Origin of the sequence: Janthinobacterium saanense (genome assembly GCF_014200675.1) — a bacterium.
Taxonomy (GTDB): Bacteria; Pseudomonadota; Gammaproteobacteria; order Burkholderiales; family Burkholderiaceae_D; genus Janthinobacterium.
Map to the genome: position 1 here is coordinate 88051 of NZ_JACHCI010000004.1, position 15386 is coordinate 103436.

The 15386-nt window shown below is 62.4% G+C and carries 13 protein-coding genes and 1 riboswitch; of the genes, 7 read left to right on the top strand and 6 right to left on the bottom strand.

Annotated features, from left to right (window positions below; genetic code table 11):
* The first annotated feature begins 101 nt into the window (after positions 1-101).
* The 5 genes from HDE72_RS07460 to nosR are packed head-to-tail and all read left to right on the top strand — an operon-like array spanning position 102 to position 4972.
* Positions 102-986 carry a response regulator gene (locus tag HDE72_RS07460; RefSeq protein ID WP_183738506.1) on the top strand — a complete coding sequence of 295 codons (885 nt, stop codon included), beginning with the start codon at positions 102-104 and terminating at the stop codon, positions 984-986.
* Entirely contained in the window at positions 983-1327 is a 345-nt protein-coding gene (locus tag HDE72_RS07465; protein WP_183738508.1) for a hypothetical protein, read from the top strand. The genes HDE72_RS07460 and HDE72_RS07465 overlap by 4 nt, the downstream gene beginning before the upstream one ends.
* Positions 1324-2163 carry an HDOD domain-containing protein gene (locus HDE72_RS07470; protein ID WP_183738510.1) on the top strand — a complete coding sequence of 280 codons (840 nt, stop codon included), beginning with the start codon at positions 1324-1326 and terminating at the stop codon, positions 2161-2163. Before HDE72_RS07465 ends, HDE72_RS07470 begins: the two co-directional genes overlap by 4 nt.
* Positions 2160-3638, top strand: coding sequence for an ATP-binding protein (locus HDE72_RS07475; protein WP_260176562.1), 1479 nt, complete (start codon positions 2160-2162; stop codon positions 3636-3638). The genes HDE72_RS07470 and HDE72_RS07475 overlap by 4 nt, the downstream gene beginning before the upstream one ends.
* Entirely contained in the window at positions 3635-4972 is a 1338-nt protein-coding gene (gene nosR, locus HDE72_RS07480; protein ID WP_183738512.1) for a response regulator c-di-GMP phosphodiesterase, NosR family, read from the top strand. The genes HDE72_RS07475 and nosR overlap by 4 nt, the downstream gene beginning before the upstream one ends.
* Position 4973: 1 nt before the next feature.
* Here nosR and HDE72_RS07485 read toward each other — a convergent pair whose 3' ends face one another.
* From HDE72_RS07485 to HDE72_RS07505, 5 genes are all read right to left on the bottom strand, one after another.
* Positions 4974-6287 carry an ATP-binding protein gene (locus HDE72_RS07485; protein ID WP_183738514.1) on the bottom strand — a complete coding sequence of 438 codons (1314 nt, stop codon included), beginning with the start codon at positions 6285-6287 and terminating at the stop codon, positions 4974-4976.
* Positions 6288-6371: 84 nt separating this feature from the next.
* The gene (locus HDE72_RS07490) at positions 6372-7049 is read right to left on the bottom strand and encodes a hypothetical protein (RefSeq protein ID WP_183738516.1); all 678 of its coding nucleotides are present in this window, start codon (positions 7047-7049) and stop codon (positions 6372-6374) included.
* A complete protein-coding gene (locus HDE72_RS07495; RefSeq protein WP_183738518.1) occupies positions 7046-8056 on the bottom strand; it encodes an MlaD family protein in 1011 nt (336 codons plus the stop codon). The genes HDE72_RS07490 and HDE72_RS07495 overlap by 4 nt, the downstream gene beginning before the upstream one ends.
* Positions 8057-8104: 48 nt before the next feature.
* Positions 8105-8920 (bottom strand): MlaE family ABC transporter permease, encoded by an 816-nt coding sequence (locus HDE72_RS07500; protein ID WP_183739233.1) that lies wholly within the window; start codon positions 8918-8920, stop codon positions 8105-8107.
* A gap of 69 nt (positions 8921-8989) precedes the next feature.
* On the bottom strand, positions 8990-9868 hold the full coding sequence (locus tag HDE72_RS07505) for a LysR family transcriptional regulator (protein ID WP_183738521.1): 879 nt from the start codon (positions 9866-9868) through the stop codon (positions 8990-8992).
* Positions 9869-9989: 121 nt separating this feature from the next.
* Between HDE72_RS07505 and HDE72_RS07510 the strand changes: the two genes are divergently transcribed.
* Positions 9990-11369 (top strand): MFS transporter, encoded by a 1380-nt coding sequence (locus HDE72_RS07510; protein ID WP_311735219.1) that lies wholly within the window; start codon positions 9990-9992, stop codon positions 11367-11369.
* A 7-nt stretch (positions 11370-11376) separates the two neighbouring features.
* On the opposite strand, the gene ribB is transcribed toward HDE72_RS07510, so the two are convergent.
* Complete coding sequence (gene ribB, locus HDE72_RS07515) at positions 11377-12024, bottom strand: 3,4-dihydroxy-2-butanone-4-phosphate synthase (protein ID WP_183738523.1); 648 nt, start codon at positions 12022-12024, stop codon at positions 11377-11379.
* A gap of 93 nt (positions 12025-12117) precedes the next feature.
* A riboswitch (FMN riboswitch) is annotated at positions 12118-12269 on the bottom strand.
* A gap of 187 nt (positions 12270-12456) precedes the next feature.
* Between ribB and HDE72_RS07520 the strand changes: the two genes are divergently transcribed.
* Positions 12457-15324, top strand: coding sequence for a M16 family metallopeptidase (locus HDE72_RS07520; RefSeq protein WP_183738525.1), 2868 nt, complete (start codon positions 12457-12459; stop codon positions 15322-15324).
* The last annotated feature ends 62 nt before the right edge of the window (positions 15325-15386 follow it).

Consider the following 15386-nt stretch of genomic DNA (forward strand, 5'->3'; position numbering starts at 1 on the left):
TAATTCCAAGCAAGTAAGCTGCTGCGCAAAGCGGTCCTGCGTGGCGCGCCCCCCCCTCCAGACAAGCTCTGATGCCGCTGCGGTGGCGACAGGATAGTTCGATGGATTTGCACGACGAACACAGGATGCCAGACGCAGTTGCGTTTTCCGCGGGCGCCCCCACGCAGCCGGGGGCCGTCGCACGTACCCTGCTGCTGGTCGACGACGAGCAGAATATCCTCGCTTCACTCAAGCGTTTACTACGGCGTGACCAATACCATATCCTGACGGCTGGCAGTGGCCAGGAAGGCCTTGACGTGCTGGCCAGCCATGGCGTCGACGTGATCGTCTCGGACCAGCGCATGCCCGGCATGCTGGGCGCCGATTTCTTGCGCAAGGCCAAGCTGCTGTACCCGCAAACCATACGCATCATGCTGTCGGGCTACACGGAACTGCAGGCCGTGACGGACGCTGTCAATGAGGGCGCCATCTTCAAGTTCCTCACCAAGCCGTGGGACGACCACCAGCTGCGCGAACAGATCGCCGAAGCTTTCCGCCTGAAGGGTATCGACGATGACAATGTGCGTCTCAATGCCCAGCTGCGCGAAGCCAACCAGGCCTTGGCGGCGGCAAATGCCTCGATGCAAGTGCTGCTGCGCCAGCAGCAGCACCAGATCAGCCGCGACGAAGTCAGCCTGAACATCGCACGCGAACTGCTGCAATTCCTGCCGCTGGCTGTGATCGGACTCGACGAGGATGGCATGATCGCCTTCATCAATGCGGCGGCGGCCAGCCTGTTCGAACGCGGCGCCGCCCTGTTGGGTAACGAGGCGGCGCTGGTCTTGCCCCAGCTGTTCAACAGCCCGATGGCGGCACGGGAGGTGGTGGAGCAGCATTTGGCGCCCATTAACGGCCAGCCCTATGCGGTGGCGATTCATCCCATGGGCGCCTGCTCCCAGTCGCGCGGCTGCCTGGTTACGCTGACGCGCCATGGCGGTGCGGCATGAGTGCCAATAGCCATGGCGGCAGCCGCGAGATCGCGCTGGAGCAGGCGCAGGAGGGCATGGTGCTGGCGCAGGCGCTGAATGACGCCGGCGGCGCGGTACTGCTGACAGAGGGCGCCACCTTGACGGCGGCCAGCCTGGCCGCGTTGCGGCGGCGCGGCGTGGAGCGCTGTTCTATCGTCGCCGAGGAGGCGCCGGACCCGGCCGCGCGGGCGCATGCCGAACAGGAACTGGCGCGTCGACTGGAGCGGCTGGCCGTGCTGTTCCGCACCACGCCGCCGGAAGGCTCGGGCGCGCAGCTGCTGGGCTTGCTACAGCGCTACCGGCAAGGAGGCCAGGCATGACCAGGCCAAGCTTTGAAGAACTGGTACGGCAGATACAGGAACTGCCTGCGCTGCCGGCCGTCGTACTGGAATTGATGTCGAGCATAGACCAGGAAGACACCGACGTGTATGTGCTGGGGCAAAAGATCGAGCTCGACCAGGCGTTGGCGGCGAAGACCTTGCGCATCGCCAATTCCTCGTTCTATGGCATGCAGTCCAGGGTCACCAGCATTCCACATGCCGTTTCCGTCCTGGGCTTTCACAGCATCCGCACCCTGGTTACGGCCTGCGCCTTGACGGGCAGTTTTGCGCCGGTTAGCGGCGGTTTCGATTTCCAGGGCTTCTGGCGCCATTCATTGGCCACGGCCGTCGCTGCCCGCATGCTGGCGCCGCACCTGCAAGTCAATCCGGAGACGGCCTTCACGGCTGGCCTGTTGCATGACCTGGGCACCCTGGTGCTGGCCACGCGCTTTTCCGCTGAGCATGCGCAGATACGCGGCTACCGCCAGGCGCACGACTGCCAGATGTTTGATGCCGAGCTGGCCATCCTCGGCATGGACCATGCGCAGGTGGGTAGCGCCCTGGCCGCCTACTGGAAATTCCCTGTGGCCATCCAGCAGGCCGTTGCCGACCATCACGCCCTCGAACGGCTGGACTGCGGTGGCCTGCCTCTGGTGGTGCATATGGCCAATGTCGTTGCCCATGCGCTAGACTTGTCCGGCCGGGATGATGCGCTCGTGCCGCCCCTGTCGGATGCGGGCTGGGAGCGTTTCGCGCTCAGCGATGCCGCCTGGTTCGCGCTGTTCGGGCAGATTGAGAGTACCTTCGATGAAATGTCGCGGATCATGCTGGCATGAACGATGACCAGCACCTCGATGCGAGCCTGAGCGGCGCCATGCCAGCTGGCGCCGCCGCGCAGCCGGACGTGATCGCATTGTCGGCATTTTTCGACGGCCATCCTGTGGCCACCTTCGCCATCGATACGCAGCATGTAGTGACTCACTGGAACAGCGCCTGCGAGCAACTGCTGGGTTATTCCGCTGCCGACATGGTGGGCACGCGCAACCATTGGAAGGCATTCTACCGCCAGCCGCGCGCCTGCCTGGCCGACCTGCTGGTTGCTGACGACATCGCGCTGGGAGAAAACGAGCTGTACCAAGGTAAGCTGAAACGCTCTGCCGTCATACCGGGCGCCTACGAGGCCGAGGATTTCTTCGCCAATATCGGCCTCGACGGGCACTGGCTGCACTTCACTGCCGCGCCGCTGCGAGACCGCTACGGCCGTCTGGTGGGCGCCATCGAAACCTTGCGTGACGTGACGGAACGGCATCATGCGGAAAGTGCGCTGCTGAAGGCGCACGCCAACCTGGAACACCTGGTGGCCAGGCGCACGGCCCAGTTGGCCGAGATGAACGAGCGCCTTGCCGACGATATCCGCCAGCGCGAGATTGCCGACACGGAATTACGTGAACGCAATCTGGCCCTGACAGAATTGAACAGCAAGCTATCGCTGGCCCAGCAAAAGCTGCTGCAGTCGGAAAAGCTCGCCTCCATCGGCCAGCTGGCAGCCGGCGTGGCGCATGAGATCAACAATCCCATCGGTTATGTCTTTTCCAATTTCGGCACGCTCGAAGGCTACCTTTCCGACCTGTTTTCCATGCTCGATGCCTATCAGGAGGCCGAGTCCGGCATAGCCGTGCCGAAGGTGTCGCAGCGGCTGCGCGCGCTGCGCGAACAGATCGACCTGGATTTCTTGCGCACCGACATACCCCTCTTGATGGACGAATCAAAAGAGGGCATCGTGCGCGTGCGGCGTATCGTACAGGACTTGAAGGACTTTTCGCGCACGGACGCGCACCAGGAATGGGTGTGGGCCGACTTGCGGCAGGGCATCGATACCACGCTGAACATCGTGAATAACGAGGTCAAGTACAAGGCCGATGTGATCAAGCAGTATGGCGACATTCCCGACATCGAATGCCAGCCCTCCGAGCTGAACCAGGTGATCATGAATCTGGTCGTCAACGCCGCCCATGCCATGGGCGAGGAACGGGGGCGTATTATCTTGCGTACAGGCAGTGACAGTGCGACGGAAGTGTGGATCGAGGTCGAGGATACGGGCACGGGCATCGCCCCCGAGCACCTGTCGCGCATCTTCGATCCCTTCTTTACCACCAAGGCCGTCGGCAAGGGCACGGGGCTGGGGCTGTCGCTGGCCTACAGCACGGTGCAGAAGCACCATGGCCGCCTCGACGTGCGCAGTACGCCGGGCTGCGGCACGACTTTCCGCATCACCTTGCCCGTACGCCAGGCGCAGGCCGGCGCCCCATGACTTTCAATAAACAGGACAGCATGAGTACCAGCACCGTCACAGTGTCGCCCACCATCCTGTGCGTGGATGACGAGCCGAATATCCTGTCTGCGCTGCGTCGCCTGCTCCGGCCGCACGGCTACCGCGTGCTGACGGCCGACAGCGGCGCGGCTGGCCTGGCGCTGCTGGAAAGCGAGGCGGTAGACCTGGTCATTTCCGATATGCGCATGCCTCGGATGGATGGCGCGCAGTTCCTGGCCCAGGTCTGCCGGCGCTGGCCCGGCACCATGCGTTTGCTGCTGACGGGCTATGCCGATATCCCATCCATCCTTGACGCCATCAACCAGGGCGAAATTTATCGCTACCTGACCAAGCCATGGGACGAGAGCGACATCGTGCTGGTGGTGCGCCACGCGCTGGAACGGCGCGCGCTCGAGCAGGACAAGCTGCGTCTGGAGGCGCTCACGGCCAGCCAGAACCTGCAATTGAAGGTGCTGAACGCCAGCCTGGAAGAAAAGGTGGCGCAGCGCACCCGGCAACTGAAGCTGTCGCATGATGAGGTGCTGGCGGCGAACGACAAGCTCAAGGCCACGTTCGTGACGACGATCAAGGTGTTTTCCAACCTGATCGAAATGCGCGGCGGCAAGCTTGCCGGTCATGCGCGCCGCGTGGCGGAGCTGTCGCGCAAGCTGGCGCTGGCGCTGGGGCTGGAAGCGCAGGAGGCGCGCGACGTATTCATTGCGGCCTTGCTCAAGGATATTGGCAAGCTCAGCTTGAGCGACGAGTTGCTGGAGTTGCCGGCCAGTGCCTGGAGCGGCGAGCAGTTGGCGGCCTTCCGCAAGCATCCGCTGCGCGCCGAGCAGCTACTGATGGCGCTCGACGAGCTGCGCGCCGTCTCCGTGATTCTGCGCTCGCAGCTCGAACGTTTCGACGGCGGCGGCTTTCCCGATGGCCTGATCGGCCTGGCGATCCCGCTCGGCGCGCGTATCCTGGCGCTGGCATGCGATTACGACGGCTTGCAGATCGGCGCCATGGTACAGCGCAATTTGCGGGCCGATGAGGCGCGCGCCCTGATCTACGACAGTGCTGGCAAGCGCTACGACCCGCTCGTGGTGGACGCCTTTCGCGCCATCATGGACCAGACGGAGCCACCGCCGCGCGACCTGGCCGTGCCGTCCGGGCAACTGGAGCCGGGCATGGTGCTGTCGCGCGACCTGATCAGCCGCGACGGCCTGATGCTGCTGGCGGCCGAGCATGTGCTGACGGCGCGCATGATCGCCCAGTTGCTCGATTTCGAGGGCAAGAACGGTGGCAAGCTCAGCATTCGTGTGTATCCCCCGGCCAGGTCTGGCTAGCTCAGGCCTTGGGCATGGCCACTGGCGGCGCGACGGGCAGACGGATGGTGAAGCGTGTACCCTGGCCCAGTTCCGACGCCACGTCGATGCGCCCACCATGTTTCATGATAATGCCGTAGGACAAGGACAGTCCCAGGCCCGTGCCGCTGCCCACGGCCTTGGTGGTGAAGAAGGGCTCGAAGATGCGGTTCAGGTGCTCGGGCGCAATGCCGGCGCCCGTGTCGCCGATCTCCACCCACACCCAGCCGTCGGCGTAGCCCGTGCGGATGCTGATCACGCCTTCGCCGCTGATGGCTTGCCCTGCGTTGACCAGCAGGTTCATGAAAACCTGGTTCAGCTGTGAGGCCAGGCAGTTGATGAGTGGCAACTCGCCATACTGCTTCTCGATGCGCGCCTTGTATTTCAATTCGTTGGCGACGATATTGAGAGTGCTGTCCAGGCCCGCATGCAGGCTGGCCACTTGCCAGTCCGTCTCACCCACATGGGAAAAATCCTTCAGCGCCTGGACGATGTCACGCACGCGTTTCAAGCCATCCATCGATTCGTTGACGAGATCGACCATGTCGGCCTGCAAATAAGCCAGGTCGGCCTGTGCGCGCACGCTGGCCACGCGCGCGGCCAGCGTTGCCGTGTCGGCCGGCTGCTGCATCGCCGCCTCGTACTGCCCGATCACATCGAAGAGGGTGCCGACATAGGTCTGGAGCGAACTCATATTGGAGTTGACGAAGCCGATCGGGTTGTTGATCTCGTGCGCGATGCCGGCGGCCAACTGACCGATCGATGCCATCTTTTCTGCCTGCAGCAGCTGGTCGTGCGCTTCCTGCAGCTTGCTGATCAATAGTTGCTGTTCCTCGCCACGCGCCTGCAGCATCGCTTCCATGCGCTTGCGCTCGGTGATGTCCGTCAACGAGCCGATCACTTCGAACGGCACGCCGTGCTCATCGCGCACCAGGCGCAGGCTGTCGTGCATCCACAGGTAGCTGCCGTCGCGCACGCGGAAGCGGTATTCATAGGCGCGCGCGCCTTCCACGAAGATCTGCGCCAGGCTGGAAAAGATGCTGGGCGCATCGTCGGGATGGATGTGGTCAAACCAGAAATTCGGGTCGGCTACCATCTCATCGGGATGGTAGCCCAGCACGTTCAAGGCATTGTTGCTGACAAACGTCATCTTGAAGTCGCCGCTGGGCACGGTGCAATAGATGATGGAAGGCGTGTTGTCGAGCAGGTATTGCAGGCGCCCGGCCGTCGCTGCCGGCGCACCGCGGTCCGGCGTCCTGGCGTTGGAAGAAAAAAAGTCGAAGTCCTCGAACTGCATCTCACACCCCGCTGCCTGCGCGGCCTGCTTATCCGCTTGCTGCGATTATGCCTGAAGCGGGGGCGCTTGGCACGCCGTGCAAGCTCAGGAGGAAAGCGGCTTGCCGCTCTTTTCCACGAACTCCATGCGGCGCCGGATGCGTTCGGCTTCCTGCGTATCGCCCGCCTGTTCCGCACGTAATCGCTGCACGCCCAGCCAGGCCAGCAGCGGACGGCGCCAGCCCTGGTCGGAGGCCGTGGCCGTTGCCGTCTCCAGCAGGGCGGGTGTGGCGCGCTTGGAGCGCAGCAGCACGCCGGCCGCCACCAGTTGCGACAGCGGGTCCTTGATGGCAGCTACCGCACTGGCCGCTGCCGTGTCGGAACTGGCGCTGGCGACGGCGCGTTGCGCTTCGGGCAGCAGTGTGAGATCGACACCGCTCTTGCCGGCCAGGTAGTCGGCGTAGGTGCGGTCTGCCGGAGAGGCGTCATTGCGCAGCGCGTCGAAGCCTGTGCATTCTTCGAACACCAGGCTGGCCACGCGCGTGGCGCAGCGCAGCAGCTCGATGCGGGCGATCAGGTCGATCTTGCCGGTGGACCCTACCTGCTCGCGGGCGCGGCCAAACTCCGTTTCTTCGACCAGCGCATTGCCGTTCAAATAGGCTGCTTCAAAGCGCTCGACCGAACTTTGCGCATTCATTTTCCAGTCCGGCACGGGCGGGCCGCTGGAACAGGCGGCCAAGGTGGCCAAGGCGAGGGCGCACAGGGTGGGGTTGACAATTCTCATGGCAGTTTGATCTCCGGGTTGCGCTTGAACGGCCATTTGCGGTTGATTTCATTGACCAGTTGCTCAACCTTGCGCAGATTGCTTTCCACGTCGGCGCGCAGCGGGCCCAGGTCGGCCGTGGCGGCCTTGGCGTTGGCGCCCACGGCTTGCGCCTCGACCAGCACGGCGTCGACTTTTTTCAGGCTGTTGCGGGTATCGGCCAGCAGCGCGTTCAGCTGCACGATGGTGGCCTGCGCGTCCGTCATCACGCCCTTGTCGCCAAATACGCGCGTGTCGGCATTGGCGACCAGGCCATCGGTGCGGCGGGCCAGCTGGTCGGCCGTAAGCAGCAGGGCGTTGGCCCGCTCGATCAGCAATTGCGACTGCTTGTCGTTACCCGTGAGCAGGCCCATGGCGCCGGCCGGGCCGCTCAATTTGCCCGTGACTGCCTGTACATTGCGCAAGGTGGAGTCGAGCGGGGAATCGGCGCCCGTCAGCGTGCCCAGGTTAGTCAGCAAATCTTTGGCAGCGGCCAGCAGGCGCGGGATTTCCGCCGCCATGTCGCCCACCAGCAGATCGCGGCTGGCGTTGTCGGGCAGCGGCGGGTCGGTCAGGATGCCGCTGTAGGCGCGCAGCTTGGCCCCGCCCACGATGCCGCGTTCCAGCGTGAAGATGCTGCTGGTGCGCAGCCAGTGCGCATCGGTTCTTGGCACGTCGATGATGACGCGCGCCTTGCCGTCCGGTGACAGTTCGATGCGCTGCACGCGGCCGATGGGAAAGCCTGAAAAAGTCAGGTCGGCGCCCACTACCACGCCATCGGAATCGTCGGTGGTCAGCACCAGCACCTGGGTCGCTTCGAAAGCGCCGCGCGCATACATCAGGTAGAGCACCGAGCCGACGATCAGCACGAACATCGAGACAAGCAAAATGGCGGCCTTCAGCTCGGCATGGCGCACGGGCGGCGGCGCGGGCAGGGTGGTGTCGGGCGCCGTGACGTCGGTCTGGTCGGGAATGGGTGTCTGGCTCATGGCTTCAGGCTCTGTGTTGGACGGTGGGCGGGCATCATCATTCGTCATTTAATAGTAGTTTCCCATCAGCGAAGCGACTTCGATCAGCAGGATGACGGTAAACAAACGCAGCATTTCCGACAGGCCGTGCGCGGCCCATAGCCGGCTGCGGCGGCTCTGCGCGTCTTCCTGGTAGTACGAGGAGGCGAGCGGAATCAGGGCCACGGCAAAGCTGAAGAAGATCACTTTCAGCATCAATATCAGCGCCACGGCGGGATTGAAGATCTGGCCCACCACGCGCGTATAACCCTGCAGCGCCCATGGCGTGAAACCGTAGATGGTCAGATAAGCGAGGATCAGCGAGGTGACGCAGCTGACAATGGCCAGCATCCACACGGCAAAGATGCCGGACATCACGCGCGGAAAATATTCGCCGCGTAGCAAATCCTTGCCCTGGCGCTGCATCGTGTCGAGCACGCCCGAGGCGCGCATCTGCGCAAACGCAATGCCATCGGGCAGGGTAATGCGCAAGGCCACGAACAGCGCCGCCGTCAAGGGGATCAATTCGAGCACCAGCACGCGCACTACCATTTCCAGCGCATAGCGCGACAGGCCGTAGCTTTGCGCGCTGACCACCACGATGCGTATCAGCACCAGGCTGACCAATGCGCAGGCGACGCTGAACCAGACCAGGTTGGGGGCCGTATTGGTGACCAGGCGGTATGCCAGCACGGGGCGGTGCTTGCGGTTATAGCTCGATGGCGACAGGCCCAGCGAAAAGATCAGGATGGAGAAATGCGCCAGGCGCCACCAGCTGGCCAGCCACGCGATGGTGGTCCGGTTCAGGCGGCGCAGGCTGATGATGATGGAGGCGGAGCGGCTCATCATGGCATCTTAGCATCTGCCTGCACGCCAGGCATGTCTGGCGTGCGCGGGCAGGAGAAGCGGCTTGGGCTAGCGTGGCTGTTCGGTACTGGACACGCTGTCGATAATCGCGTCGGCCACCGCCCGCACCCTGGCCGAGCGCGACAGGTCGTTGTGCATCACCAGCCATACATCGTACGGTTGGGAGACCTCGGGCCAGATGCGCTGTAGCAGCGGGTCGCTGTCGCCCAGATAGGTCGCCAGTTCGGCCACGCCCAGGCCAGATCGCGTGGCTTCCTGCAGCATCATGCCGGTATTGACTTCCATCGCGACCCTGGCGTTGGTGACCGCTTCGCCGGCGATTTTGTCGGCGTGGCGCGGCGTCACGGACTCATGGTAAATCACGATATCGTGGCCGGCCAGGCCCGTGCCGCGCACGGGTTCTCCGCGCTGGGCCAGGTAGCTCTTGGCGGCATACAGGCCCAGGCTGCGCTTGATCAGGTGGCGCGAGACCAGGTCGGGGTCCAGCGGGCGCGCGGCGCGCACGGCCAGGTCGGCTTCGCGCCGCGTCAGGCTGGCCATCTGCGGCGCCACGTTGAGCACCACACGAATGTCGGGATGGACCGTGTGCAAGCCCTGTATTGCCCTGATGACAAAATGGCGGGCCATGGTGTCGGTGGTGGCCACGCGCACCAGGCCCGACAAGCGGTTGTCGACGCCCTGCATGTCGCGCTGCAGCTTGTCGGCTGCCCGTTCCATGGCTTCGGCCGCCTTGAGCGCCAGTTCTCCGGCCGGCGTGGGAAGGTAGCCGGACGGCGTGCGCAGGAACAGCCGCGCGCCCAGCGAGGTTTCCAGCGCAGTCAGGCGGCGCCCGCAGGTGGCCTGGTCGATGTGCAGCAGGGCAGCTGCGCCGCGCAGGGTGCCGGCGCGGCCGATGGCCAGAAAGATGCGTGCGTTATCCCAGTCCATATCTGCTCCGCTTATTTGATCGGGAGATGCATTTTTGCATCAGAGTGCCGATTTTATGTCTATTTACTGCATCACGCAACACTCCTACAATGACTGATCCGTCTGCTTTCAAGGAAAGACCGTGTCTTCTGCTACTCCTGTTGTCCCCCGCTCCAGTAATTTCCTCATCCTGGCGACCCTGGCCTTCGGTTTCGTCATGGCCATGATCGATGTCACCGCCGTCAATGTGGCGCTGTCCGACATCTCGCGCGATCTGCATATACCGCTCACCGGCCTGGTGTGGGTGGTCGATGGCTATACCCTGACGTTTGCCGCGCTGCTGCTGGCCGGCGGCGCGCTGGCCGACCGCTATGGTCCGAAGACCATTTATCAGACGGGCCTGGCCATCTTCCTGCTGGGATCCATCCTGTGCGGCGCTGCGCCCAATGGCCATTTCCTGACGGCTGCACGCCTGCTGCAAGGCGCCGGCGCGGCCCTGTTCATGCCCAGTTCCCTGAGTTTGCTGACGCATAGTTTCGAGGATGAAAAAGTGCGCACCCGCATGCTGGGCGCCTGGTCGGCGCTGGTGGGCGTGGCCGGCGCATCGGGACCGCTGATCGGCGGCATCCTGGTGCACCAGTTCGGCTGGCGCAGCGTGTTCTGGGTCAATATCCCGATTGGTCTGCTGGCCATCGTGATGGCGCAAGTGCTGCTGGCAGCGCCCGCAAGGCAGCCGCGCGATCTGTCGTTGCTGAGCCATGGACTGGGCGTGCTGGCGCTGGCAGGCTTGAGCTTTGTGCTGATCGAAGGCCCGGCCCTGGGCTGGCTGTCGCCGGCCGTGTTGTCGGCTGTTGCCTTAACCGTGGTCGCTGCTGGCGCACTGTTTGCGCGTGAACGCAGTGGCAGCCATCCGGTGTTGCCGCGCGCCTTGTTCCAGAGCAGCAGTTTTGGCGCGGCCAATGGCGTGGGCTTTTTGATCAATTTCAGTGTCTTCGGCCAGTTGTTTCTGCTCAGCTTATATCTGCAGCAAGTACGCGGCGCCGACGCCTTGCAATCGGGCTTGCATTTGTTGCCGCTGATGGCGGCCTATACGGCAGGTAATTTCTCGGCCGGCTCTATCGCGGCCCGCTATGGTACGCGTCCGCCCATGCTGTATGGCTTGCTGGTAGCGGCCGTGATGGCACTGGTATTGATGGGCTTAAAGCCGGATACGCCCTATGTATTGCTGGCGCTGGGCACGGCCGTGATGAACGTGGCGATCGGTATTGCGATTCCTGCCATGACGGCGACGGTGATGCGTGTGGCCGGCAAGCAATATGCGAACAGCGCGGCGGCGGCCTTGAACGCCAACCGCCAGATCGGCGCGCTGGTGGGCGTGGCCTTGATCGGCACCATCTTGCACACGGTGCCGGACTGGTCGCTGCGCCTGCCGCTGGCCTACGCCATCATGGCCGCCGGCTATGCACTGGCGGCCAGCCTGGTGTACCGCCATGTGCATTTGCCCAAGGCGGTCACTGCCTGAGGATGATTCAGACCTTGTGCTTATTGCGCCATTCCACCATCTCTTCGATGGTGAGGATGGGCATGCCATGCAGTTCGGCGTAGCGTTCGATATCGTCGCCGCGCATCATGGTGCCGTCCGGATTCATCAGTTCGCACAGCACGGCGGCCGGGCTCAATCCCGCCAAACGCGACAGGTCGACCGAGCCTTCCGTGTGGCCACGGCGCTCGAGCACGCCGCCGGGCGCGGCGCGCAGCGGGAATACATGGCCAGGGCGTACCAGGTCGGACGGCTGGGCATCCTTGGCGATGGCGGCGCGGATGGTGGTCACCCGGTCGGCGGCCGACACGCCCGTGGTGACGCCTTCGCGCGCTTCGATCGATACCGTGAATGGCGTGCCGTAGCGGCTGCCATTGTCGGCCGCCATCGGCGGCAATTCCAGCGCGGTGACGGTGTCGGCGGGCAGGCACAGGCAGACGATGCCGCTGCATTCGCGGATCAAGAGGGCCATGGTTTCATTCGTCAGTTTCTCGGCCGAAATAATCAGGTCGGCTTCATTTTCACGGTCGAAATCGTCGAGCAGGATCACGGGGATGCCGGCGCGCATGGCGGCCAGGGCAGACTGGATACGGCCTTCAAGGTCGTTGGAAACAACGGTGTAGCTGTTGACTAACATGGTAAAACGCTCCTCGCACAGGCGAAAAACGCTACAGGGCAAGCGAATAGACGCAACTGGCCGCATCGGCGTGGCGATGGGACATCACACTAAGCACATCTTCTTTCATCCGGACTATACCGTCGGCTCCAGAGTCACACTGGATCTGCTGACCCTGCCAAACGCAGTTTGACAAGCGCTCGCGGGCTTGACCGTTGCCGGTGTTTACCGCCGGTGGGGAATCGCACCCCGCCCCGAAGACGTATTGTTATGCCGGTCCACATGACCGACGGCAATACTTTAGCACAGATGAAAAAAGCCGGCAGGCGCGTGCAAAGTTTCTAAATTGTTTCTAAAACATTTCTAAATGGTAATACCCTCTAAGCTGTTTTTAATGGCGCATGGGGGAATTCGGTGTAAGGTACGCTTACCGAATCTTACCGATGAGAATAAATGAAGCTGAGTAAATTACGCCTGATCTCCGGCGCTGTCCTGTTGGCCTGCGCTTGCATGGCCCAAGCTGAAATCCGCCTGAGCGATCCTCTGCCGCTGGCGCCTGAAGTTACCGTAGGAAAACTGCCGAACGGCTTGACGTATTACATCAAGAAAAATGAGCGGCCGGCGCAGAAAGTGGAATTGCGGCTGGTAGTCAAGGCCGGTTCCATCCTGGAAGATGAAGACCAGCAAGGTCTGGCCCATTTCACCGAACACATGGCTTTCAATGGTTCAACGCACTTCAAGCGCAATGAACTCATTTCATATTTGCAATCGATCGGCGTGAAGTTCGGCGCCGACCTGAATGCCTACACGAGTTTCGATGAAACCGTCTACGTGTTGCCGATTCCCACCACGAACAAGGAAAACCTGGAAAAGGGTTTCCTGGTGCTGGAAGACTGGGCGCATGGCTTGAAATTCAATCCGGCCGATATCAATAGCGAGCGCGGCATCATCCTGGAAGAGGCGCGCCTGGGCAAGGGCGCCAATGACCGCATGAACAAGCTGCTGTACCCGAAATTGCTGAACGGTTCGCGCTATGCAGAACGCATGCCGATCGGCAAGGAATCGATTTTGAAGACCTTCAAGCCGGCCACCATCAAGCGTTTCTACAATGACTGGTACCGCCCGGACCTGATGGCCGTGATGGTGGTGGGCGATGTCGACCCTAAACAGGCTGAAGCGATGATACGCCAGCATTTCGGCAAGCTGACGAATCCGCCCAAGCCGCGCCCGCGCCTGTATGCCGAAGTGCCGCAGCGTTCGCAGACGGAAGCGCTGGTGATCACCGACAAGGAAGCGCCGGACGACACGGTCTTCATCCGCTACCCGATCCGCCCTGCGCCCGAAGCGGTGACGATCGCCGACTACCGCCGCCAGATGATAGAAAACCTGTATGGCCAGATGCTCAGCGCGCGCATGCAGGAATTGACGCAGCAAGCCAATCCGCCATTCATCCAGGGCGGCAGCAGCATGGGCAAGCTGGTGCGTGGCTATGAATCGTTCAGCGCCTATGCCTTGCTGGGCAAGGGCGGCGTGCAACCGGCCATTGATGCGCTGGTGCAAGAAGACGAGCGGGCGCGCCGCTACGGCTTTACGCAGGATGAGCTGGACCGTGCGCGCAAGAATATGCTGCGCAATTACGAACGGGCGTACAGTGAGCGCGACAAGTCCGATTCGGCCGGTTTCGTGGCCGAGTATTCGCGCAACTTCCTCGAGCAGGAAGCCATCCCCGGCATCGCCAACGAGTTGATGTATGCCCAGGAACTGTTGCCGCAAGTGACCTTGCAGGAAATCAATGAGACGGTCGCCAGGGTGATCCCAGACCAGCAAAAGAAACTGGTGGTCTTCATGGGCGCCACGCCGAAACCGGGCGACAAGGCCTCGACGGTGCCGACCCAGCAGCAATTGCTCGATGCGGTGGCGCAAGCCGAGCAGAAAAAGGTCGAGCCGCGTGCAGAAAAAGCCTTTGCAAGCAAGCTGATGGACGGCCCGCCAGCGGGCGGCAGCATCGTCAGCGAGACGCTCAATAGCGCCATCGGCGTGACGGAATTGAAGCTGGGCAATGGTGTGCGCGTGTTGCTCAAACCCACGGACTTCAAGAATGACCAGGTGCTGATGGGCTCGACGCGTTTCGGCGGCCAGTCGCTGTTTGGCGACGCCGATATTTACAATGCCCGCTACGCCAGCGCAGTGATAGGCAGCATGGGGCTGAAAGACCTGGCGCCGCTGGACTTGCAAAAGGTTCTGGCTGGCAAGACGGTCAATGTGGGCGCCTCGCTGGGCGAGCTGAGCGAAGGTTTTGGCGGCTCCTCGAGCAGTGCCGACGTGGAGTCGATGCTGCAAATGGTCAATCTGTACTTTACGCATCTGCGCAAGGATGCCGGCCTGTATCAATCCTTCATCGGCAAGCAGCAAGACCTGGCAAAAAACATCATGCTGCAGCCGGAAGCCGTGTTTTACGACGCCATCCAGCATGCCACGTTTGGCGACGGCCCCCGCGTGGAAGGCGTGCCGCGCGCGGCAGACTTTGACAAGGTGAGCCTGGAGCGTGCATTCGATGTGTTCCAGCAGCGTTTTTCCAGCGCGCGCGACATGACCTTTGTCTTCACCGGCAGCTTTGACGTCGACAAGATCAAGCCCCTGATAGCGAGCTACCTGGGCACCTTGCCGGTGACGGACCTGCCGCACGCCTACCGCGACCTGGGCCTGCGCCCGGTGGCCGGGGTGGTGAAAAAAGACGTGCGGGCGGGTAGCGAGCCGAAGAGTACGATTTCGATTACCTTCAACGGCGGCGTGGCTTATACGGACGAGCAAAAACTGACCTTGCAGGCACTCGGTGAAGTGCTCAACCTGAAAGTCATCGAAGTGCTGCGCGAAAAGATGAGCATGATCTATGGCGGTGGTTTTGAAACCACCATGGGCCAGCATCCCTACGGCCATTATTCGGTGGCGCTGACTTTGCCGACCGCGCCGGAAAACGTGGACAAGGTGATCGCGGCAGCGTTTGCTGAAATCAACAAGATGAAGGCGGATGGTCCGACGGCGGCCGACCTGGACAAGGTCAAGCTGAACTGGATCACGCGTCATCAAAAATCCATGCAGGAAAACAATTACTGGATGAATCAGCTGGTCGGTTCCGTGACCCAGGGCCGCGACCCGGCGCAAATCCTGCAATTCGAGCAGCGCGTCAATGCCATCACGCCGCAAGCGTTGAAACTGGCGGCCCAGCGCTACCTGGACATGAATAACTATGTGCAGGTGGTGCTGTATCCGGAAGCGAAGAAATTGTCTGGTAGCAAGGTCTCGCCGGTCAAGGTGCGTTGATTGCAGGTAAGCACAGGCGGCAGAGCTGTTAAACTGTCGCCTGTCTATGCAATACCGCAACT

Coding starts and splice junctions, on each gene's coding strand:
- HDE72_RS07490 (WP_183738516.1), bottom strand. CDS start 7,049: ATGAGAATTGTCAACCCCACCCTGTGCGCCCTCGCCTTGGCCACCTTG.
- HDE72_RS07465 (WP_183738508.1), top strand. CDS start 983: ATGAGTGCCAATAGCCATGGCGGCAGCCGCGAGATCGCGCTGGAGCAG.
- ribB (WP_183738523.1), bottom strand. CDS start 12,024: ATGTTAGTCAACAGCTACACCGTTGTTTCCAACGACCTTGAAGGCCGT.
- nosR (WP_183738512.1), top strand. CDS start 3,635: ATGACTTTCAATAAACAGGACAGCATGAGTACCAGCACCGTCACAGTG.
- HDE72_RS07470 (WP_183738510.1), top strand. CDS start 1,324: ATGACCAGGCCAAGCTTTGAAGAACTGGTACGGCAGATACAGGAACTG.
- HDE72_RS07485 (WP_183738514.1), bottom strand. CDS start 6,287: ATGCAGTTCGAGGACTTCGACTTTTTTTCTTCCAACGCCAGGACGCCG.
- HDE72_RS07475 (WP_260176562.1), top strand. CDS start 2,160: ATGAACGATGACCAGCACCTCGATGCGAGCCTGAGCGGCGCCATGCCA.
- HDE72_RS07500 (WP_183739233.1), bottom strand. CDS start 8,920: ATGAGCCGCTCCGCCTCCATCATCATCAGCCTGCGCCGCCTGAACCGG.
- HDE72_RS07460 (WP_183738506.1), top strand. CDS start 102: ATGGATTTGCACGACGAACACAGGATGCCAGACGCAGTTGCGTTTTCC.
- HDE72_RS07505 (WP_183738521.1), bottom strand. CDS start 9,868: ATGGACTGGGATAACGCACGCATCTTTCTGGCCATCGGCCGCGCCGGC.
- HDE72_RS07520 (WP_183738525.1), top strand. CDS start 12,457: ATGAAGCTGAGTAAATTACGCCTGATCTCCGGCGCTGTCCTGTTGGCC.
- HDE72_RS07495 (WP_183738518.1), bottom strand. CDS start 8,056: ATGAGCCAGACACCCATTCCCGACCAGACCGACGTCACGGCGCCCGAC.